The following is a 20,558-nucleotide window of genomic DNA, read 5'->3' on the forward strand; positions in this document are numbered from 1 at the left end:
AAACGGTCAGCTTTTGAGCAGATGACAATGATTGATGGATAAAGAATAAGTATATAAGGAGGATGCAACCGTGCTTGAGATAAAATCAAATGACGAGAGAACACCGGCAAGGATTCTTGTAATTGGTGTCGGCGGTGCAGGTAACAATGCTGTTAACAGAATGATCGATGAGAATGTTGAGGGAGTGGAACTTATCGCTATCAATACAGATAAGCAGGCTCTTTCACTCAGCAGAGCTACAACAAAGATCCAGATAGGTGAGAAACTTACCAAGGGTCTTGGTGCTGGTGCAAAGCCTGAGATCGGTGCCAGCGCTGTAGAGGAGAATAGAGAAGAGATCGTAGACATCATCAAGGACGCCAACATGGTATTCGTAACATGTGGTATGGGTGGTGGAACAGGAACAGGCGCTGCCCCTGTCGTTGCAGAGATGGCACGTAACCTTGGTATCCTCACAGTCGGAGTTGTCACAAAGCCATTTGGTTTTGAGGGCAAGCCTCGTATGAGAAACGCAATCGAAGGTATAGAGAGACTTAAGGAGAATGTGGATACACTTATTGTTATCCCTAACGACAAGCTCCTTCAGATCTGTGATAAGAGAACAAGTATTCCTGATGCGCTGAAGAAGGCAGATCAGGTACTGCAGCAGGGTGTTCAGGGTGTTACAGACCTTATCAATAAGCCGGGTCTTATCAACCTTGACTTTGCAGATATACAGACAGTTATGAGAGATAAGGGTATCGCTCATATCGGTATAGGTTCAGCAAGCGGAGAGAACAAGGCTGTTGACGCCATCAAGGAGGCTATGGATTCACCACTTCTTGAGACAACCGTTTCGGGTGCAACAGATATCATCGTAAACTTCTCAGGTAACATTGGTATCGTTGAGGCTTATGATGCTGTTACATATCTTACAGAGCAGGCTGGAGATGGAGTCAACATCATCTTCGGTACAGTTGACAATGACAACATGGGTGAGGATATAAGCATCACGATCATTGCTACAGGTCTTGAGAGATCAGGCGAGAGCGATGTCACCGCAAGATATGCAGGTACTGCATCTCCTATGGGAACAATGACCACACCTAAGCCAGCAGTTACAACAACACCTGTTGCAGAGCCAAAGACTGCTACATATGCAGGCCAGAGCCTTGGAACACACAGCACTCAGACAAGCACAAGACCATCGTTCCTCGGCGGTCAGACAACTGAGACTGCTCCGGCAGCAAAGCCAGCATACACAGCACCTGTGACACCAGCACAGCAGACACCTGTAACATCAACACCAGTTGAGCCGGCACATGTGTCAAGACCAAAGACAGAGAGTATCAAGATTCCTGATTTCCTCAAGAAGAGATAAGGAAGAGATCGGAAGATTTTTATAGGTAAGTATAAAACGGGTAATTTCGAGAGAAATTATCCGTTTTCTTCAATAAGGAGGCAGAAATATGTTTTATGTTGCAGACCGAACAGAGATGCAGGAGATAGACAGGCTGACCATAGAGGAAAAGGGTGTGCCAGGGATCCTGCTTATGGAGAGAGCTGCGATCACCGTGCTGGAGGAGATAAATTCCAGACTGAAGTCTATAAACGCGGACAGAAAATTAAAGTGCCTTGTGGTTGTTGAAGGCGGCAATAACGGCGGGGACGGACTGGCTCTTGCGAGACTTCTGTACCAGCAGGGAGATATTGTCCATGTCTGTTATATAAATGGAATATCGAGAGTAAGCGACAGCTTTTCATATCAGCTTGAAATAGCGAAAAAAATCGGCATACAGGTGACGGATCACATCATTGACAGTGATTACGATGTGGTTGTGGACGGAATATTTGGCGTCGGACTCAAGCGTGATGTGGCGGGAATATGGAGAGAGACCATAGAGACGATGAACGGACTTGTCGGCTTTAAGGTTGCCATAGATACCCCGTCAGGTGTGGATGCCAGCACGGGGCAGATCATGGGATGTGCATTCAGGGCAGGCATGACGGTCACATTTGGACTGAATAAAAGAGGGCTGATATTTTATCCCGGCTGCGAGATAAGCGGAGAGGTCGTTGTGAGAGACATAGGATTTGCACAGGCTGAAGTGGACAGAGTACACCCGGTGGCATATTCCTACAACAGAGACGATCTGTGCATGCTTCCGGGACGGAGTGATTCATCAAATAAGGGAACATATGGAAAGCTTGCGGTGATAGCTGGAAGCAGAGACATGTCCGGTGCCATGACATTTGCGGCGGAGGCTGCATACAGGATGGGAACAGGGCTTGTGAAGATATACACACATATCGACAACAAGGAGATAGCAGGAGTAAGAATTCCTGAGGCAGTGCTTATGTGCTATAGCAACAAAGATGAAGCGGAGCAGTGTGCAAGGGATGCCGTGGAGTGGTCGGATGCCATACTGATCGGTCCTGGTATAGGAAAAGGCGATGCGGCAAGGAGCATGGTGGAATATATTATGTGCGAGGCCGTGCAGACCGTGATCGCGGATGCGGATGCCTTGAACATAATATCCGAAAAGCCCGATATTCTTGGAAGACACAGAGGACCGGTGATCGTAACACCACATATAGGAGAGATGTCAAAACTTACAGGCGTCGCCATACCGGATATAAAAAAGAATATATTAGAGGTGTGCAAAGACTTTTCGATGGAGTATAATGTTGTAAGTGCGCTGAAAGATGCCAGAACATGCGTAAGTGACGGCAGGGATGTGTACATAAACACATCCGGTAATAACGGTATGTCAACTGCGGGGGCAGGGGATGTGCTTGCCGGTATAATAGCTGGGCTTGTCTGCACCGGACTTGGTGCGTATGAGGCTGCGAAGCTGGGAGTATATATACATGGGTTGGCAGGAGATATGGCGGCAGAGCACAGAGGAAGAAATGCAATGATAGCCAGGGATATAGTGAGCGCTATATCGGAGGTTATAAAAGGAGCAGAACATGATGGACAACAGTAACTTTAACAGAGTGCAGGCTGTGATAAATCTTGACAATATAAGGGATAATATCACGGCTATGAAGAGGCTTATAGACGGTGATAAGAAGATGCTGGCGGTCATAAAGGCAGACGCCTATGGACACGGCGCTGTCGAGGTGGCAGAGGCACTTGATGATCTGGTGGATTTCTTTGCAGTGGCATTCATCGATGAGGCTTTGGAGCTCAGAAGAGCAAATATAGATAAGCCCATATTGATACTGGGCTACACAGATCCCTCGGATTACGAACTGATTATCAGATATGATGTTAGACCTGCCATGTATGAGGTGGACGATGCACAGAAGCTCTCGGATTTGGCGGTGAGCATGAATACAAAGGCAAAGATCCATATCAAGGTCGATACAGGCATGGGAAGAATCGGATTCACATGTGATGAAGATGGCGTGAAGAACATAGAAAAGATCAGTCAGATGCCGGGCATAGAGATAGAGGGGATATTTACCCATTACGCAAAGGCTGATGAACTCGACAAGACCGCTGCAAATGGTCAGCTTGAGAAGTTCAGGTGGATAAACAGCCAGCTTGAGGCACTTGGAATACACATACCTGTAAGGCATATATCTAACAGTGCGGGTATCATGGAGATGGACAATTCGGATTTTGATATGGTCAGATCGGGAATAGTCACATACGGACTTTATCCATCAGATGAGGTAGATAAGAATATAGCGGCTTTGAAACCTGCTATGAGACTTATGTCCAAGGTTATATTTGTGAAGGACGTAAAAGCCGGAACAGGTATAGGATATGGATGGTCCTATATAGCGGATCATGATATAAAGGTTGCGACGGTGTCGGCAGGATATGCCGATGGATACCCAAGAGCACAGTCCAATATAGGCAGAGTTATCATCCATGGAGAGTATGCTCCGATCATCGGAAGGGTGTGCATGGATCAGTTCATGGTTGACGTGAGCCACATTGATGGTGTAAAAGTAAGAGATGACGTAACTCTCATCGGACAGGATGGAGACAGAGAGGTAACTGTCGAGGAGGTGGCAGCGCCTGCCAACAGTTTTAATTACGAGCTGGTATGTAACATATCAAGACGAGTTCCGAGAACATACATAAGGGACGGCAGAGAGCTTGGACAGGTAAACTATCTTCTGGATTAACGAATAACCGGTACTGTCATGGGCAATACTTTTTTTAGAGTGGAATACATACTATATAAGTATATAGCCACATTCAATGAAAGTATTTGTGGGGTGAACAGAATTGGTGATCAGACGTGGGGATATTTATTACGCGGATCTAAGACCGGTGGTTGGATCGGAGCAGGGAGGCATACGACCTGTTATAGTAGTTCAGAATGAGGCTGGGAACAGACACAGTTCCACGGTCATAATAGCTGCGATAACCAGCAAGATGAAGAGGCCAAAACTTCCAACACATATCATGCTTGATTCTTCAAGCTGTGATATAGCGAAGGATTCCGTCATATTGTTGGAACAGCTCAGGACTATAGACAAACAGCGCCTGAAAGAAAAGGTGTGTCACGTTGACGCTGATGTGCTGAGGCGTGTTGATGAAGCTCTGAAGATAAGTCTTGAACTGGCATAAAATAATATATGAGGTGATACAGACAATTATATGAAGATTTTTAACAAAAAATCAGAAGAGGAAAAGGTAGAAGAAGAGATCATATCCATGGTGAACGAGGGAAATGAGCAGGGACTTATAGAGGACTCTGAGGCCCAGTTTATTACAAACATATTTGAGTTCACTGACAAGGAGAGCAGAGATGTGATGACGGCCAGATTGAACGTCATGGCTATAGACAAGAACTCTGATCTGGACGAAGTCATGGAGATAATGATAGAGAATAACTATTCAAGATATCCGGTGTATGACGGTGATCTTGACAACGTAGTTGGAATAATCTATTTCAAGGATTTTGTGAAGGAATATCTGCGAGATAAGACGAAATCACTGGCTGAGATCATGGTTGAGGCTACATTTGTACATCCTACGTACAACATAGCAAAATTGTTCCGCAGGATGCAGACAGCAAAGATACATATGGTCATAGTTGTGGATGAGTATGGTCAGACAGAGGGAATTGTGACCATGGAGGATATTCTGGAAGAGATAGTCGGCAACATACTTGACGAGTACGATGACGCCAGCGAGGATATCAAGAAGCGTGGCGATATGTACATAGTCAGTGGTAAGGCTGAACTGGATGAGCTGAGTGACGTTCTGGGGATAGAATTCCCGGACGAGGACTTCCAGACGCTGAACGGATTTCTGCTGTATGAGCTGGGGAGACTTCCATATGCGGATGAGGAGATAGAGATAGTGTATCAGAACTACAGATTCACTTCCCTGTCGGTAAATAACAACATGATCGGTGAGGTAAAGATCACAAAGGTTGAAAAAACACCGCAATAGTGATAATATACGTAACTAGTAATCAAGAGAAAGAGGAGAATTAACGATGTCAGGACATTCAAAATTTGCGAACATCAAGCACAAGAAGGAAAAGAACGATGCAGCAAAGGGTAAGATCTTCACAATCATTGGTAAGGAGATCGTGGTAGCAGTAAAGGAAGGCGGAGCAAATCCTGAGAACAACAGTAAGCTTCGTGATGTAATCGCCAAGGCAAAGGCAAACAACATGCCTAACGATACTATCAAGCGTGGTATCGAGAGAGCGGCAGGAGATGCAAACTCAGTAAACTATGTAGTGAATACATATGAAGGCTACGGTCCTAACGGTACCGCCATCATAGTAGACACTCTTACGGACAATAAGAACAGAACAGCAGCCAATGTGCGTAACTGCTTCACAAAGGGTGGCGGTAACGTAGGTACAACAGGCTGTGTATCATATATGTTTGATCACAAGGGACAGATCATCATTGCAAAGGAAGACTGTGATATAGATGCAGATGACCTCATGATGATGGCACTGGATGCAGGAGCTGAGGATTTCTCAGACGAGGATGACAGCTACGAGATCATCACAGCACCTGAGGATTTCTCGCAGGTAAGAGAGAGCCTTGAGAAGGAAGGCATAAAGATGGCTGAGGCTGAGCTCACAATGATACCTCAGAACTATGTTGATATAGACGATCCTGAGGTTGTCAAGAAGTTCACAAGGATTATAGATATGCTTGAGGAGGACGATGACGTTCAGGCAGTATATCACAATGCAAATCTTCCGGAAGAGGACGATGAGGACTGATATATAATTGCAAGGGATATGATAACATTGGTAACAGACAATTACTCAGATAATCAGCACCATTGCAGCATAGCTTGAAATAGAACTTCCGCACCTTATATATGGTGTGGAAGTTCTATTTGAGTAATGACGACATGGATGGTATCTGTGTCTGTTATATACGGAATGAGTATTGTTAGGAGAAGAGATGAAGGGAATACTTAGATATCTTAAGGACTATAAGAAAGAGTCCATACTTGCCCCGCTTTTTAAGATGTTGGAGGCAACATTTGAATTGCTTATCCCGATCGTCATGGCAAATGTAATCGATGTCGGTATAGCAGGGCGTGACATAAGCTACGTTGTGAAGATGTGTCTCGTCATGATACTTTTGGGAATTATCGGTCTGGTGTGTTCTATCACCGCCCAGTATTTTTCGGCAAAGGCTGCTACAGGATTTGGAACAGCACTTCGAAATGATCTGTTCAGGCATATTACATCACTTTCATACACAGAGATCGACAGCATAGGAACATCCACACTGCTCACGAGAATGACCAGTGACACGAACCAGGTACAGACAGGAGTCAACATGGTGCTCAGACTGTTCCTCCGTTCACCGTTCATAGTGTTCGGTGCCATGATCATGTCATTCACCATCGACGTGAAGTCGGCCATGACATTTGTGGTGACCATACCGGCACTTTCAATTGTTGTGTTCGGTGTTATGGCACTCAGCATACCTCTGTTCAAGAAGGTGCAGAACAGACTGGACAGAGTCACACTGCTCACCCGTGAGGGACTTGAGGGCGCGAGAGTTATCAGAGCCTTCAACAGACAGGACAAGGAATTTGAGGAGTTTGACAAGTCCACGGATGACCTGATGAAGTTCCAGCTCCTTGCAGGACGTATATCAGCGTTCATGAATCCTGTCACTTATGTGATAATCAATCTCTCAACCGCAGCTATAATCTGGATCGCAGCGGGACAGACAGATGCGGGAATCATCACACAGGGAAAGGTCGTCGCACTTGTCAACTATATGTCACAGATACTCGTCGAGCTCATCAAGCTCGCAAACCTTATCGTGACGATCACCAAGGCTGTTGCCTGCGCAAAGAGAATAAATGCGGTCATGGATCAGCAACCATCGATAACAGACGGAACAGGCAAGGCAGCGGGATCACCGGCAAATACTGTAAAGGTAAGCTTTAGGGATGCAAATCTCAGATATGCTGGGGCCGGAGCAGATTCCCTGTCAGATATAACATTTGACGTGGCACCGGGCGAGACTGTGGGAATCATAGGCGGTACGGGTTCAGGAAAGAGTTCTCTTGTAAACATGATCCCAAGATTTTACGATGCCAGCCAGGGAAGCGTGTGCATAGACGGAGTTGACGTAAAGGACTACACCCTGGACGAGCTCAGGCATAAGGTCGGAGTGGTACCGCAGAAGGCTGTATTGTTTGCCGGAACAATAGCAGACAATATCAGGTGGGGCAAGCAGGATGCGACTGAAGCAGAGATAGACGAGGCGCTTGAGATAGCCCAGGCCAAGGAGTTTGTAGACGGCAAGGAGAATGGAATATACTTCAAGATCACCCAGGGGGGCAAGAACCTGTCGGGTGGACAGAAGCAGAGGCTTACCATAGCCAGAGCGGTCGTCAGAAAGCCTGAGATACTGATACTGGATGACAGCGCATCGGCGCTAGATTTTGCAACTGATGCGGCTCTCAGAAAAGCAATCAGGGAGAAGACAAAGGGCATGACTGTATTCCTTGTGTCACAGAGAGCGTCGACCATCATGAATTCGGATAAGATCATCGTCATGGATGATGGTCAGATAGCCGGGATAGGAACCCACAGACAGCTGCTTTCTAACTGTGAGATATACAGGGAGATATGTCAGTCACAGCTTTCGGAGGAGGAACTGTCTCATGAGTAAAGATAAAGGGAATAAATCAGTAAATAAAAAGACGATACTCAGAATACTGAAGTATATCAAGAGATACAGGTTCCTCGTGGTTCTGTCTCTCATATGTGCAGCCATATCGGTCGTGCTCACACTGTATGCACCTATCATCATGGGACATGCAGTTGACAGGGTTGTTGGACCGGGAAAAGTAGATTTTACAGGACTTAAAGGAATGCTTGCAAAGCTTGTGATTGTGGTCGTTATAACGGCTGTTGCACAGTGGGTCATGAACGTGCTCAACAACATGATCACATACAGGGTGGTTAATGATGTAAGAACAAAGGCATATGAGAAGCTTGGCAGCCTGCCGCTCTCATATGTGGATTCACATACACACGGAGACATAGTCAGCAGGATCATAGCTGACGTAGACCAGTTCTCAGACGGACTTCTGATGGGATTTACACAGCTATTTACAGGAGTTATGACTATAGTAGGAACACTGTGCTTCATGCTGTCGATCAACTGGATCATAGCCATTGTGGTCGTATGTATCACTCCGGTATCACTCTTTGTTGCGTCATTCATAGCAAAGAGAACATACAGTATGTTCAGGAAGCAGGCTGAGATCAAGGGTGAGCTCACATCCCTTGTAAATGAGATGGTTGAGAACCAGAAGGTAGTCACAGCATTCTCCATGGAGGATGAGACCTGCGACAGATTCCAGGAGGTCAATGGAAGACTTAATGTGGCAGGACTTCAGGCTACATTCTTCTCATCGATAACAAATCCTAGTACAAGATTTGTCAACAGCCTCGTGTACACAGGCGTTGGAATCATAGGTGCCATAACAGCTATAAAGGGCTTTATATCAGTTGGACAGCTCACAAGTTTCCTGAGCTATGCAAATCAGTATACAAAGCCGTTCAATGAGATATCAGGCGTTGTCACAGAGCTTCAGAACGCGCTGGCATCCGCTGCCAGAGTGTTTGAGCTTATAGACGAGGCCCCAGAGGCTGCAGAGCCTGCTGGCGCACATGAGCTCACAGACGTTCACGGTGAGGTGGACCTTAAGAATGTTGACTTCTCATACAACAAAGATGTGGAGCTCATCAAGAACCTCAATCTGAACGTGAAGAACGGCCAGAGAATAGCAATAGTGGGACCTACAGGCTGTGGTAAGAGTACAGTCATCAACCTGCTCATGAGATTCTACGATGTGGATGCTGGAAGCATATCCGTGGATGGATATGACATAAGAGAGGTCACAAGAAAGAGCCTCCGCGGCAACTACGGAATGGTGCTCCAGGAGACCTGGCTCAAGAGCGGTACGATAAGGGACAACATAGCATACGGAAGACCTGATGCCACAGACGAGGAGATCATCGAAGCTGCAAAGCAGTCTCATGCTCACAGCTTCATCAAGCGACTTCCTGACGGCTACAACACATATATAACCGAGGACGGAGGAAACCTGTCACAGGGACAGAAGCAGCTCCTCTGTATAACCAGAGTAATGCTGGATCTTCCACCTATGCTCATACTGGATGAGGCAACATCATCCATAGATACAAGAACTGAGATAAGGATACAGAGAGCATTTGCTAAGATGATGAAGGGCAGAACAAGCTTCGTGGTTGCACACAGACTGTCAACCATCAAGGAGTCAGATGTCATCCTAGTCATGAAGGACGGGCACATCATCGAACAGGGAAATCACGAGACACTGCTTGCAAAGGGCGGCTTCTACACGAATCTGTACAATTCCCAGTTTGCAAGATAATGCAGAGAAATGCATAAATATAAAAGGGCTGTGCTTTGAGGTATACCTCACGGTACAGTCCTTTTTAACAGTCGTTGCGGCATTTATCTGTTATATTTCACGAACGCTTGCCAGTGGCGGGCTTTGTGTATATAATGTATGCGTGCGAGATGCGATACTCAGTGAAGTAGATTATAGGCAATTGCGAAATTCAAGAATTGAACATGCAAGAGGTGTTTAGCCGTACCAGATCAGGGGAATACGAAGTCGCCGGTACTTAGATGGCGCGTCAGCGGCATCTTTAGTACCGCTGCAGACTGAGTTAAGTGGAAACGACCCCTGATTGGTATGCTAAAGCACCTCTGCATATGTAATCATGTTTCGCAATTGCCTATAAAGTAGATAAAGGCAAAAGGAGAGAAAGATGAAGGTTAGTGAATCAGGTTATACAAGAGAAGAACTTTTAGAGATAGTAGATACATATCTGGCAGAGCAGTCCAGAAGATGGGAATTCATAGAGGAGAGGGGCGATGGCATGTATGTGTACGCTGAGAACGGCGACAAATACCTCGACTTCTTCGCAGGAATAGCGGTAAGCAGCGCGGGAAATGCCAACAAGAAGGTTGCAAAGGCCATAGCTGACCAGGCGGCAAATGTAATACATGCATCAAACTATGCATATACACTTCCAATGATACTCCTTGCAAAGAAGGTGTGTGACACCATAGGCATGGAGAAGATCGTGTTCCAGAACTCAGGAACAGAGGCAAATGAAGCCATGATCAAGATGGCTAGAAAGTACGGCGTGGACAATTACGGACCGGACAGATATAAGATCGTGACAGCGAAGAACAGCTTCCACGGAAGAACATACGGTGCACTGTCGGCAACAGGCCAGCCTGATTCGGCCTGCCACAAGGGATTTGCACCACTCCTTCCGGGATTCACATATGCAGAGTATAACAACCTTGAGGACTTCAAGAGCAAATGCGATGAGAACACCATAGGAATCATGGTAGAGCCTGTACAGGGCGAGGGTGGTGTATACCCTGCAGACCCTGAGTTCCTTAAAGGACTTCGTGAGTTCTGTGATGAGAAGAACATGCTCCTCATGTTCGACGAGGTTCAGACCGGATGGGGAAGAACCGGAGACATCATGGCATATATGACATATGGCGTAAAGCCTGACATGGTATCCATGGCAAAGGCCATCGGGGGCGGTATGCCTATAGGCGCGATGTGTACAAGCACCAAGATAGCAGCAGCATTTACACCTGGTGCCCACGGTTCAACATACGCAGCCAACCCTGTGTGTTGTGCAGCGGCGCTTGCAGAGATAGATGAGATACTGGATAACAAGCTCTACGAGAATGCAAAGGAAGTAGGAGCATACTTCATGGAGGAACTCAAGGCACTTCCTTGTGTCAAGGAGATCAGAGGACGTGGTCTTCTTATAGGCGTTGAGTTCAACAAGCCTATCGCATTTGAAGTAAAGCACATAGCGTTTGAGAACAAGCTCCTCATAACAGCTGTAAGAGACAGCATCATAAGGATCGCACCTCCACTTATCGTTAAGAAGGAGCACTGTGACGAGGCTGTTAAGCTGCTCATCAAGTCTGTGACAGAAGCACTGCAGGAGTAGTAATACAGCGTGATCATATAGCAGAATAAGCATGAATCATAAAAGTAATATAGGAGACCATAATGGGAAGAAGTAAAGAAGAGATGGAGGGTGTGACCCTCCTTGGAAATAAAGACGTAAAGTACAGCATGGACTATGCACCTGAGATGCTCCAGACATTTGACAACAAGCATCCGGACAACGACTACTTTGTAAAGTTCAACTGTCCTGAGTTCACAAGCCTCTGTCCGATCACCGGACAGCCTGACTTCGCAACGGTGTACATATCATATGTGCCGGGCGAGAAGATGGTGGAGAGCAAGTCGCTGAAACTGTATCTGTTCAGCTTCAGAAATCACGGAGACTTCCATGAGGACTGTATGAACATCATCATGAAGGATCTCATAAAACTGATGGATCCAAAGTACATCGAGGTGTGGGGCAAGTTCACACCGAGGGGAGGAATCTCCATAGACCCGTACTGCAATTACGGCAGACCGGGAACAAAGTGGGAGGAGGTTGCCTGGAACCGTCTGGCAAACCACGACCTCTACCCTGAGAAAGTTGACAATAGATAATTGGGTCTGAGCAGCACGCACGGACGGATAGATAGGAGAATCATAATGGCGGATTACAGAGAGACTGTGGATTATATATTGGGTATTCCGCTTTTTGCACAGAAGATTGGCAAGGAGAACCTTTCCAGTCTTTTGTGCCGTTTGGGGAACCCTGAGAAGGCTGTTCCTGCGATACATGTGGCGGGAACCAACGGCAAGGGCAGCACATGCCGCGCTCTGGCGCAGATGCTTGCAGCCCGGGGATACAGAGTGGGATTGTTCATATCACCCCATCTCGTGTCCATAAACGAGAGAATACAGATAAATGGTACAAATATATCCGATGACGATTTTGTGTCGGCATTTGAGACCGTAAAGGGGCAGTTCATGGAGCACCCTTCGTTCTTCGAGGTCATGTTTGCCATGGCGGCGGTGTATTTCAGACAGCAGAAGTGTGACTTTGCCGTATACGAGACAGGAATGGGCGGAAGACTGGATGCGACAAATGTCCTGACGCCGGAGCTTACGATCATCACGTCGGTGGGAATGGATCACATGGAGTATCTTGGCGACACGATAGAGAAGATAGCTTATGAGAAGGCAGGCATCATCAAGCCGGGTGTTCCGGTGATATATTTCAGGCGGGATGAGGCGGCTGCGCGGGTCATAGAAGATACTGCCAAAGAGCGTGGAGCGGACATAATTCCGGTCGAAAAATCAGATTATATAATAAATCATTTGGGGAACAAAACCATTGATTTTTCATTGCATAATCGGTATTATAGTTATTGCAATTTACAGATACAGAAGACATCACTGTACCAGGTGGAGAATGTCAGCCTTGCCGTGACAGCATTCAGGATGCTCATGGAGAGGCGGAATGTACCGGAACAGGATATAGAGAAGACCGTGAGGAATGCACTCCTGCAGTTCTACTGGGAGGGCAGGATGGAGGAGATAGCTCCCCATATATATGTGGATGGTGCCCACAATGTGGAGGCTGTAAATGCATATATAGAGACCATGAACAGGCTTCATGGGGAATATAACAAGATACTGGTATTTGCGGCGGTGAAGGATAAGGAGTATGACTCCATGATACATTTGCTTGCTGGAAATATTACGTTTGACAGGATAATAGTCACAAGCGTTGACAGCAGCAGAAAGGCGGATTCCGCAAAGCTGGCGGAGATATTCTCGGCGTGTACGGATACTCCGGTCATGGTCAGCGATGAGATTGACGATGCCATGGATATGGCAGTGGAGCTCAGAGGAGACAGAGAGAATACCAACATATACTGCGTTGGTTCCCTGTATCTGGTGGGCGGTGTCAAGAGATGGAGGAACAGACATGATCAATTTTGATGAAGAGATAAAGAGGTTTAAGCCGGCACTTGAACTTGACCAGGCAGAGGATGCAATATACAACAATGATCTCAAGGACATCATGGATGTCATGCAGGAGATGATGAGGGTTGCAAAGGAAGCAGAGAAGTAAAGAACACAGATTGGTCGGGAGATTAAGATATGGCAGATGTACTGAATTGTAAGCACTGCGGTGGAGCGATAGCCGTCACAGGCTACTGTACCAGGTGCGGACTGAAGATAGATTACGTGAACAAGGCTCTCAACTCGTCAAAGTACTATTACAACATAGGGCTTGATAAGGCGAGGGTCAGGGATATGTCAGGTGCGGAGGAGGCGCTCAAGCTGTCTCTGAAGTATGACAAGATGAATATAGATGCCCGGAACCTTCTTGGACTGGTGTACTATGAGACCGGAGAGATAGTTCAGGCGCTCAGCCACTGGGTAGTGAGTGTGAATTATTTTGACGGCAAGAATGTCGCCAAGAGATACATCAAGGAGATAAAATCCAACCCACACAGGCTGGAGGCGGTGAACAATGTAACCAGAAAGTATAATCAGGCGCTGGTATATGCGAAGCAGGGCAGCAAGGATCTTGCCTTTATACAGCTCAGAAAGGTACTTTCCGACAACAGCAGATTTATACAGGGATACCTGCTCCTTGCACTTCTGTTCATCGACGAGGGAAGATATGACAAGGCTCGCAAGGCACTCAAGCGTGTCATCAAGATAGACAGGACAAATCCAGTGGCGGTCAGATATTTCAATGAGATGGGCCACACTGATGAGGAGATCATGAACTTCAGGGATTATCCGCAGGAGGACTACGATGTGGATTCTCTGTTCGTGGATGACCAGAAGAAGCTCATAGCCGGCAACAGCGAGGTGGATTTTGATGGGGATCCGATTCCGGTTGGAAGATACAAGGACATCAATTTCTACAAATATTCCATCGCTTATATCATAGCGGGAGTTGTTCTGGGACTTGCGGCCATGTGGACGCTCATCATCCCGCACAGGGATAAGGTGGCTGACAATTCAGAGAGAGACCTGAAGGTTACATTCAGTCAGGAGATAGCGGATAAGAATGTGGCCATATCGGAGCTCCAGTCACAGGTGGACAGCATGACCACCAAGCTCACAAATGCTGAGACTGAGGCGAAGAACCTTCAGACACAGATAGATAAGTATGGCGATTACGCTTCACAGGTTCTGTCGGATGACAATAAGGCAAGGGTACAGTCAGCAATCTATAAGTACGAGGCCATGACATATGAGGCTGCCATAGATGATCTGAACAGAGTTCTTCAGGATACACCTAACAGCGATGTGGCACTGTTCTACAAGGCGATGTGTTATCTGAAGCTTTCTGATGATAACAATGCCACACTGGTATTTAACCAGCTTGTTGAGAACTGTCCGAACTCCGTATACTACACGGTTGCGTGTGATTATGCGGATGAAGATGCCATACAGGCGGGACTTGAAAAGAAAAATTCTGCAAGTACAGCCAGCACGAACACGGGCGACGGAACAGATACAACCGACAGATCAAGCACAGGTGACGAAACAGGTACGACTGACAGCACGGACACAGGTGACGGAACGGATACAACCGACAGCTCGTATACAGGTGATGGAACGGATACGACCGACAACACGTATACGGATGATGGAACAGGCACCATCGACAATACGTATACAGGTGACGGAACAGACACGACCGACAGTTCGTATACAGGCGATGGAACAGATACAACTGACGGACAGTAACGAAAGACATATAAAAAGATTATAATTTATAGAAGGCACAAAAGAGACGGATAAGGATTAACCGTTTCTTTTGTGCCTTTTATTTTGTGACAGGGGGATTGAAGATGAATATCTACGAGAAAATGGGGGATACTATAATCGTATATATGCCCAGAGAGGTGGATGATTATGCGGCGGTGAAGATGACCGCAGGGATAGACGGAGTATTTGCCGAGGAGGTGGTGAGACATGCCATATTTGATTTTGGCAGGACAACGTTCATGGACAGCTCGGGGATAGGACTCATAACGAGAAGGTACAGACAGCTCCACGACAGAGGGGGAAGCGTTGGGGTGATAAATGTAAATGCGAGAATGGACAGGATACTGCTCATGTCCGGTATATACAGGATCGCGACAAGGCTGGACAGCGGTGTCCGGGATGAGGCTGAGGATTGGACAGATAAAATATAGATAACGAGGAGAATGGTATGGATAAGAACAGATTGATCATGGAATTTGGCTGTGATGCCCGGAATGAGGCTGTGGCGAGAGTCGTGGTGGCGGCTATGCTGACGAGGACAAATCCGACACTCAGTGAGGTGGAGGATGTCAAGACGGCGGTTTCGGAGGCTGTCACGAATTCGATAATACACGGATATGGATCCGGGGAGGGAAGCATAATCCTGGAGGCATACATAGAGGAGCGCACCCTGTACATAACGATCACAGATCACGGCTGCGGCATAGAGAATGTCGACAGGGCCATGGAGCCGCTTTACACCACAGTCACGGATGGAAGCAGATCGGGCATGGGATTTTCATTTATGGAGGCTTTCATGGATGAGCTAAAGGTAGAATCCCGCGTGGGTGAGGGAACCGTGGTAAATATGAAGAAGATAATAGGAAAAAGTCAGGAGATATATTGATGGCGGATAATCATCGTTTGCTTGAACTTGCAAAAGATGGAGACAGAGATGCCAGAGATAAACTTGTGACGGACAATATGGGACTGGTGGTCAGCGTTGCCAGAAGATATGTGGGGAGAGGACAGGAACTTGAGGATCTTATACAGATAGGGCTTATAGGCCTTGTAAAGGCCATAGACAGGTTTGATATGGACTATGAGGTAAAACTGTCCACGTATGCGGTTCCACTCATTCAGGGGGAGATTAGACGCTTTCTCAGGGACGACGGAATGGTGAAGGTCAGCAGAAATCTTAAAACGATATACTACAGGGCAGACAGATACAGACACGAGGTCGAAAAAAACAGAGGGACTGAGCCGGGAATGGAGGAGATATGTGAGGCTATAGGAACGACTCCTGAAGAGCTTGTGATGGCGATGGACGCGGCATCGGATGTGACATGCATAGATGATCTTCACGCGGAGATGTGCGGCACGGAAGATGGAGACCGCATCGTGGACAGGCTGTGTGTATCGCAGCTTCTGGACACGCTCACGCCGGATGAGAGAAAACTTGTGGTGTTGAGGTATTTTCAGGACAAGACGCAGGGACAGACAGGTCAGATCCTTGGCATGAGCCAGGTGCAGGTGAGCCGGCTTGAGAAAAAGATACTCGGAAGACTCAGATGGAAAATATTGGAGTAATATCAGCCATATACATGGACAGACTATTCTTAGAATATAAGAACAGGGGACATGTATATGGCTGAACTTTTGTATTTGAAACTGTCGGAGAGCTGCCTGGCGGAGAAGAGAAAGGTCAAAATAAAGGATGTGGCGACGGTGCTGAGTCCGAATCCCGATATAAAATACGGCGTTGAGAAGCTGGAGCTCATGAGCTTTTCCGGCAGCAGGGAGCAGCAGGTCATATCGGTGATGTACATTCTGCAGGTGATACAGGAGCACTACCCGGACTGCCAGACACAGACCATAGGGGCGACGGACGTTGTCGTGTATTACAGGACATATGACACCAGCGACAAAGTAAAGCAGTTCTTCAAATTTCTGATGATATGCTTCATCGCATTTTTCGGAGCAGGCTTTTCCATCATGTCGTACAACTCGGATGTCAATATGGTTGGACAGCTTGACGTCATGCACAACATATTTGTGGGGCAGGGCAGGGATGCCTATCCTGTGGCGGGAATAGCATATTCCCTGGGGCTCTTCATCGGTATAATCGTATTTTTCAATCACGGTGCAAAGAAAAAATTCTCAGATGATCCTACACCGCTTCAGGTTCAGATGAGACAGTATGAACAGGAGGTCAACCAGACAGTCATAACGGATGCCTCCAGAAAGAAGGCGGAGAGAGATGCTGATTAGATACGCTATGCTTGCCATAGCCTGCTTTGCCAGCGGTGTGGCCATATCGGGCGGGTATTTTGCATTTATATCCATGATAGGAATATTCCCAAAACTTCTTGAGAAGGTAAAGGGGGCAAGGCATTATCTGCTCATAGAGTGTCTGCTGGCATATGGTGCGGCACTGGCAAATCTGATATATGTATTCAAAATATCGGTTCCGGTGACATGGGTGGGATATACCATCATATGTCTGTTCGGAGGGATATTTGTGGGATGTCTGGCGGGGGCACTTACGGAGGTGCTGAATGTCATACCAATCGCAGCCAGAAGATTCAGTGTGAGAAGAAATCTTCCATACGTTATATACGGTCTGGCCGCGGGAAAACTGGTGGGCTCGGTGCTGAGCGTCGTTCTTGGCATGTGATAAGATCAAAAATATTTTGTGTTGAATGGAGGTATTTGTTATGAAGTTTGAACCTACAGAGAGCGATTACAATGAATATGTGGAGCTTGTGACACCCACATCAAGCGTTCCGAGAAACTGCCTGTGGGCGTTTCTTGTGGGAGGCGTGATCTGTACGATAGGGCAGGGAATATTTGACCTGCTGGTACACTTCGATGTGAAGGAAGACGAGGCGTATGCGTATGTATCGCTGATACTCGTCCTCGCAAGTGTTATCCTCACAAGTCTGAATCTCTACAAGAAGATAGCAAAGTACGGCGGTGCCGGAGCACTTGTGCCGATCACAGGATTTGCAAATGGTGTGTGTGCGCCCATAGTGGAATTCCAGACTGAGGGTGAAGTGTTCGGAAAGGGCGTGAAGGCGTTCACCATAGCGGGGCCTGTTATACTGTACGGTATATTTACAAGCTGGCTGCTCGGTGTTATATATTGGATAGTCTCAATATGGTGAAATGGGGTTTATTAAATTAAAAATCAACATATTTTCCCCACATCGGTTGACAATATTTGAAAAAATAACATAATGGGTATAGATTTGGACAAAAGAAGAAAGACAGGAGAAATGCTGACATGAAGAGGCTAATGACAGTCAATCTGGCACCTGAGCAGAAGAGTGCAGTACAGGATATATGCAGTGACATAGGTGCGGAGTGCGTTGACATTCAGAGAAAGCATTATGGTATGAAGGTCGGAAGTCTGTGCGACACGGCTGACATATCTGGCTGTGGAGATGAGACCGGACAGACGGAAGATCTCAGTATGGATATGCTCATATTTGACGGAGTGAGCAGCAAAGAACTTGATATATTTCTTGAAAGGTATAAGAAGACCGGGCTTCCGGCAGTAAGGCTGAAGTCGGTAGTGACACGGAGCAACAGGGAGTGGACTGTACAGCAGCTCTACTCGGAGCTTGCAAAGGAATATCTATTCTACAGGATGAGGGGAATGTAGATGGCAGACGAAAGAAGAAACGGACATACAACTGAAAATAGACTTGCGCAGAACAGGCAGAGAGCTTCAGGACGGCGTGCATCTGAGCAGTGGAGGAAGAGACAGCAGCGATACAGAGTGATAAGCTGGATACTCACGGCGGTGTTCATGGTGATATTTTATGCGCTAATATGTGCGTGTGTGGGCAACAGAAAGCTGTACAAAAAGACCACCATAAACGGATTAGACGTTGGCGGAATGAAATCTGCGGAGGCGGCAAAGAACATAAATGACCAGTTCAGACGCGATTACAGCAGTGTGGGCATACAGGTGAAGCTGGATGACAAGACTTACACCCTGGATGTGTCGGCAGCGCTGGATATGGATTCTGAGAAGTCTGTGCAGAAGATACAGGATGACTCACATAGCTTCTGGAGAAGAGGCTATGGGCTTCTGGAATCATGGACACTTGGAAGCAGCTATGATATTTATCCATATATAGGCGACAGCGGCATCATAACGACCGCCATCGAGAGCAGTGATATGATGAAGGTTGATCTGGATATAGAGGATGGATACAGGATAGAGGACAAGAACCTCATTGTGACAAAGGGAAAGGGCAGCTACAGGATAGACACAGACAAGCTGGTAACCCGCATAAAGAAGCAGATAGCAAAAGGAGACTATGGCACTGTGGTGGAATGTCCTGTCGTGTCTGCTGACGTGGATCTGGACGAGGTATACAAAAAGGTACATTGTGAGCCGCAGAATCCAACGCTTGACCCGGACAAGAACTACGAGGTAGTTGAGGCCAAGGACGGTGTGGACTTTGATCTGGAGGCGGCAAAGAAGAGCCTTGAATCTGCCAAGAAGGGAACGGATGTGAGCATCCCGCTCACATACACCCCGGCGGATATGAGTACGGAAGAATACAGGAAGATGCTGTTCAGAGACGAGATGAGTTCATACAGCACAGAGGTTGAGGGTTCAGAGAACAGAAAGACAAATGTCAAGCTGGCGGCGCAGTATTGCGATGGAACCATACTCATGCCGGGAGAGTCATTTTCATATAACCTCGGAGTCGGAGAGCTCACCGAGGAGAGAGGCTTCCTTCCGGGCCCATCATATGCTGACGGACAGTCAGTCATGGACATGGGCGGTGGAATATGTCAGGTGTCATCCACCATGTACATGGCGTGCCTGTATGCGAATCTCGAGATAGATGAGAGACATTGTCATCCATACCCTTCATCGTATGTTCCTGCGGGACTTGACGCCACTGTAGCGTGGGGCGGATGTGACTTTGTATTTACAAATGACACGGATTACCCGATAAAGATAAGCACAAGCTACGATGGATATTCCACATCATGTACGATATGGGGCACCATCACGGAGCCGTTCAGCGTGGAGCTCTACACGGAGACCGTTGAGACAGAGCCATATGAGACCAAGTATGAGCTGGACAAGAGTCTTGGCAAGGATGAGCAGGTGCTTGACACAGTGGGAATAGAGGGCCTTACAGTGCAGTCCTACAGAAGAGTGTATGACGGCGATGGAAATGTCATATCGGACAATCCTGAGGCGATAAGCGTGTACTCTAAGCGTGACGAGGTGTACAAGGTAGGAAAGCTTCCAAAGGACAAGGATAAAGACAAAGATAAGGATCAGAACAAAGATAAGAGTGACAGCTCAGACACAGATAAGAAGACGACTGAGTCTGAGTAAGATACTCAGGAA

The 20,558-nt window shown here is 47.0% G+C and carries 21 protein-coding genes; all 21 read left to right on the forward strand.

What is annotated here, in order from left to right; genetic code table 11:
- Positions 1-70 precede the first annotated feature (70 nt).
- Positions 71-1,360: a cell division protein FtsZ gene (gene ftsZ, locus DXD11_RS01080; protein ID WP_118757604.1), complete on the forward strand. Its 1,290-nt coding sequence runs from the start codon at positions 71-73 to the stop codon at positions 1,358-1,360.
- 88 nt (positions 1,361-1,448) lie between these two features.
- On the forward strand, positions 1,449-2,969 hold the full coding sequence (locus tag DXD11_RS01085; RefSeq protein ID WP_118757605.1) for an NAD(P)H-hydrate dehydratase: 1,521 nt from the start codon (positions 1,449-1,451) through the stop codon (positions 2,967-2,969).
- Positions 2,953-4,125: an alanine racemase gene (alr, locus tag DXD11_RS01090; protein WP_330416291.1), complete on the forward strand. Its 1,173-nt coding sequence runs from the start codon at positions 2,953-2,955 to the stop codon at positions 4,123-4,125. The genes DXD11_RS01085 and alr overlap by 17 nt, the downstream gene beginning before the upstream one ends.
- Positions 4,126-4,228: 103 nt before the next feature.
- The gene (locus DXD11_RS01095) at positions 4,229-4,573 is read left to right on the forward strand and encodes a type II toxin-antitoxin system PemK/MazF family toxin (RefSeq protein WP_055144003.1); all 345 of its coding nucleotides are present in this window, start codon (positions 4,229-4,231) and stop codon (positions 4,571-4,573) included.
- Between the two features lie 30 nt (positions 4,574-4,603).
- Positions 4,604-5,404 carry a hemolysin family protein gene (locus DXD11_RS01100; RefSeq protein ID WP_117548715.1) on the forward strand — a complete coding sequence of 267 codons (801 nt, stop codon included), beginning with the start codon at positions 4,604-4,606 and terminating at the stop codon, positions 5,402-5,404.
- Between the two features lie 46 nt (positions 5,405-5,450).
- On the forward strand, positions 5,451-6,200 hold the full coding sequence (locus tag DXD11_RS01105; protein ID WP_015533161.1) for a YebC/PmpR family DNA-binding transcriptional regulator: 750 nt from the start codon (positions 5,451-5,453) through the stop codon (positions 6,198-6,200).
- A gap of 187 nt (positions 6,201-6,387) precedes the next feature.
- Positions 6,388-8,124 (forward strand): ABC transporter ATP-binding protein, encoded by a 1,737-nt coding sequence (locus tag DXD11_RS01110; protein ID WP_117548716.1) that lies wholly within the window; start codon positions 6,388-6,390, stop codon positions 8,122-8,124.
- A complete protein-coding gene (locus DXD11_RS01115) occupies positions 8,117-9,877 on the forward strand; it encodes an ABC transporter ATP-binding protein (protein ID WP_118757606.1) in 1,761 nt (586 codons plus the stop codon). Before DXD11_RS01110 ends, DXD11_RS01115 begins: the two co-directional genes overlap by 8 nt.
- 403 nt (positions 9,878-10,280) lie before the next feature.
- The gene (locus DXD11_RS01120) at positions 10,281-11,498 is read left to right on the forward strand and encodes an aspartate aminotransferase family protein (protein ID WP_118757607.1); all 1,218 of its coding nucleotides are present in this window, start codon (positions 10,281-10,283) and stop codon (positions 11,496-11,498) included.
- A gap of 62 nt (positions 11,499-11,560) precedes the next feature.
- Complete coding sequence (queF, locus tag DXD11_RS01125) at positions 11,561-12,055, forward strand: preQ(1) synthase (RefSeq protein ID WP_015533158.1); 495 nt, start codon at positions 11,561-11,563, stop codon at positions 12,053-12,055.
- Between the two features lie 45 nt (positions 12,056-12,100).
- On the forward strand, positions 12,101-13,399 hold the full coding sequence (locus DXD11_RS01130; protein ID WP_118757608.1) for a bifunctional folylpolyglutamate synthase/dihydrofolate synthase: 1,299 nt from the start codon (positions 12,101-12,103) through the stop codon (positions 13,397-13,399).
- Positions 13,386-13,532, forward strand: a complete 147-nt coding sequence (locus DXD11_RS14290; protein ID WP_015533156.1) for a hypothetical protein — start codon at positions 13,386-13,388, stop codon at positions 13,530-13,532. Before DXD11_RS01130 ends, DXD11_RS14290 begins: the two co-directional genes overlap by 14 nt.
- A 29-nt stretch (positions 13,533-13,561) precedes the next feature.
- Positions 13,562-15,172, forward strand: coding sequence for a tetratricopeptide repeat protein (locus tag DXD11_RS01135; RefSeq protein WP_118757609.1), 1,611 nt, complete (start codon positions 13,562-13,564; stop codon positions 15,170-15,172).
- A 104-nt stretch (positions 15,173-15,276) separates the two neighbouring features.
- Positions 15,277-15,624: an anti-sigma factor antagonist gene (locus DXD11_RS01140; RefSeq protein ID WP_015533154.1), complete on the forward strand. Its 348-nt coding sequence runs from the start codon at positions 15,277-15,279 to the stop codon at positions 15,622-15,624.
- A 17-nt stretch (positions 15,625-15,641) separates the two neighbouring features.
- On the forward strand, positions 15,642-16,079 hold the full coding sequence (spoIIAB, locus tag DXD11_RS01145) for an anti-sigma F factor (RefSeq protein WP_015533153.1): 438 nt from the start codon (positions 15,642-15,644) through the stop codon (positions 16,077-16,079).
- On the forward strand, positions 16,079-16,762 hold the full coding sequence (locus DXD11_RS01150; RefSeq protein WP_118757610.1) for a sigma-70 family RNA polymerase sigma factor: 684 nt from the start codon (positions 16,079-16,081) through the stop codon (positions 16,760-16,762). Before spoIIAB ends, DXD11_RS01150 begins: the two co-directional genes overlap by 1 nt.
- A 57-nt stretch (positions 16,763-16,819) precedes the next feature.
- The gene (locus DXD11_RS01155) at positions 16,820-17,443 is read left to right on the forward strand and encodes a stage V sporulation protein AA (RefSeq protein ID WP_118649249.1); all 624 of its coding nucleotides are present in this window, start codon (positions 16,820-16,822) and stop codon (positions 17,441-17,443) included.
- Complete coding sequence (locus DXD11_RS01160; protein WP_055144013.1) at positions 17,433-17,849, forward strand: stage V sporulation protein AB; 417 nt, start codon at positions 17,433-17,435, stop codon at positions 17,847-17,849. Before DXD11_RS01155 ends, DXD11_RS01160 begins: the two co-directional genes overlap by 11 nt.
- Positions 17,850-17,889: 40 nt before the next feature.
- Positions 17,890-18,339 (forward strand): SpoVA/SpoVAEb family sporulation membrane protein, encoded by a 450-nt coding sequence (locus DXD11_RS01165; protein WP_117548724.1) that lies wholly within the window; start codon positions 17,890-17,892, stop codon positions 18,337-18,339.
- A 119-nt stretch (positions 18,340-18,458) separates the two neighbouring features.
- Complete coding sequence (locus tag DXD11_RS01170) at positions 18,459-18,839, forward strand: DUF3783 domain-containing protein (RefSeq protein ID WP_015533147.1); 381 nt, start codon at positions 18,459-18,461, stop codon at positions 18,837-18,839.
- Positions 18,840-20,546 (forward strand): VanW family protein, encoded by a 1,707-nt coding sequence (locus DXD11_RS01175; RefSeq protein ID WP_118757611.1) that lies wholly within the window; start codon positions 18,840-18,842, stop codon positions 20,544-20,546.
- Positions 20,547-20,558: the final 12 nt, after the last annotated feature.

Source organism: Coprococcus sp. TF11-13, assembly GCF_003481085.1.
Lineage (GTDB): Bacteria > Bacillota > Clostridia > Lachnospirales > Lachnospiraceae > Coprococcus > Coprococcus aceti.

Bases quoted from the DNA above. Each gene is read 5' to 3' on its own strand.
- DXD11_RS01085 (WP_118757605.1), top strand. From the start codon at position 1,449: ATGTTTTATGTTGCAGACCGAACAGAGATGCAGGAGATAGACAGGCTG.
- alr (WP_330416291.1), top strand. From the start codon at position 2,953: ATGATGGACAACAGTAACTTTAACAGAGTGCAGGCTGTGATAAATCTT.
- DXD11_RS01100 (WP_117548715.1), top strand. From the start codon at position 4,604: ATGAAGATTTTTAACAAAAAATCAGAAGAGGAAAAGGTAGAAGAAGAG.
- DXD11_RS01105 (WP_015533161.1), top strand. From the start codon at position 5,451: ATGTCAGGACATTCAAAATTTGCGAACATCAAGCACAAGAAGGAAAAG.
- DXD11_RS01110 (WP_117548716.1), top strand. From the start codon at position 6,388: ATGAAGGGAATACTTAGATATCTTAAGGACTATAAGAAAGAGTCCATA.
- DXD11_RS01115 (WP_118757606.1), top strand. From the start codon at position 8,117: ATGAGTAAAGATAAAGGGAATAAATCAGTAAATAAAAAGACGATACTC.
- DXD11_RS01120 (WP_118757607.1), top strand. From the start codon at position 10,281: ATGAAGGTTAGTGAATCAGGTTATACAAGAGAAGAACTTTTAGAGATA.
- queF (WP_015533158.1), top strand. From the start codon at position 11,561: ATGGGAAGAAGTAAAGAAGAGATGGAGGGTGTGACCCTCCTTGGAAAT.
- DXD11_RS01130 (WP_118757608.1), top strand. From the start codon at position 12,101: ATGGCGGATTACAGAGAGACTGTGGATTATATATTGGGTATTCCGCTT.
- DXD11_RS14290 (WP_015533156.1), top strand. From the start codon at position 13,386: ATGATCAATTTTGATGAAGAGATAAAGAGGTTTAAGCCGGCACTTGAA.
- DXD11_RS01135 (WP_118757609.1), top strand. From the start codon at position 13,562: ATGGCAGATGTACTGAATTGTAAGCACTGCGGTGGAGCGATAGCCGTC.
- DXD11_RS01140 (WP_015533154.1), top strand. From the start codon at position 15,277: ATGAATATCTACGAGAAAATGGGGGATACTATAATCGTATATATGCCC.
- spoIIAB (WP_015533153.1), top strand. From the start codon at position 15,642: ATGGATAAGAACAGATTGATCATGGAATTTGGCTGTGATGCCCGGAAT.
- DXD11_RS01150 (WP_118757610.1), top strand. From the start codon at position 16,079: ATGGCGGATAATCATCGTTTGCTTGAACTTGCAAAAGATGGAGACAGA.
- DXD11_RS01155 (WP_118649249.1), top strand. From the start codon at position 16,820: ATGGCTGAACTTTTGTATTTGAAACTGTCGGAGAGCTGCCTGGCGGAG.
- DXD11_RS01160 (WP_055144013.1), top strand. From the start codon at position 17,433: ATGCTGATTAGATACGCTATGCTTGCCATAGCCTGCTTTGCCAGCGGT.
- DXD11_RS01165 (WP_117548724.1), top strand. From the start codon at position 17,890: ATGAAGTTTGAACCTACAGAGAGCGATTACAATGAATATGTGGAGCTT.
- DXD11_RS01170 (WP_015533147.1), top strand. From the start codon at position 18,459: ATGAAGAGGCTAATGACAGTCAATCTGGCACCTGAGCAGAAGAGTGCA.
- DXD11_RS01175 (WP_118757611.1), top strand. From the start codon at position 18,840: ATGGCAGACGAAAGAAGAAACGGACATACAACTGAAAATAGACTTGCG.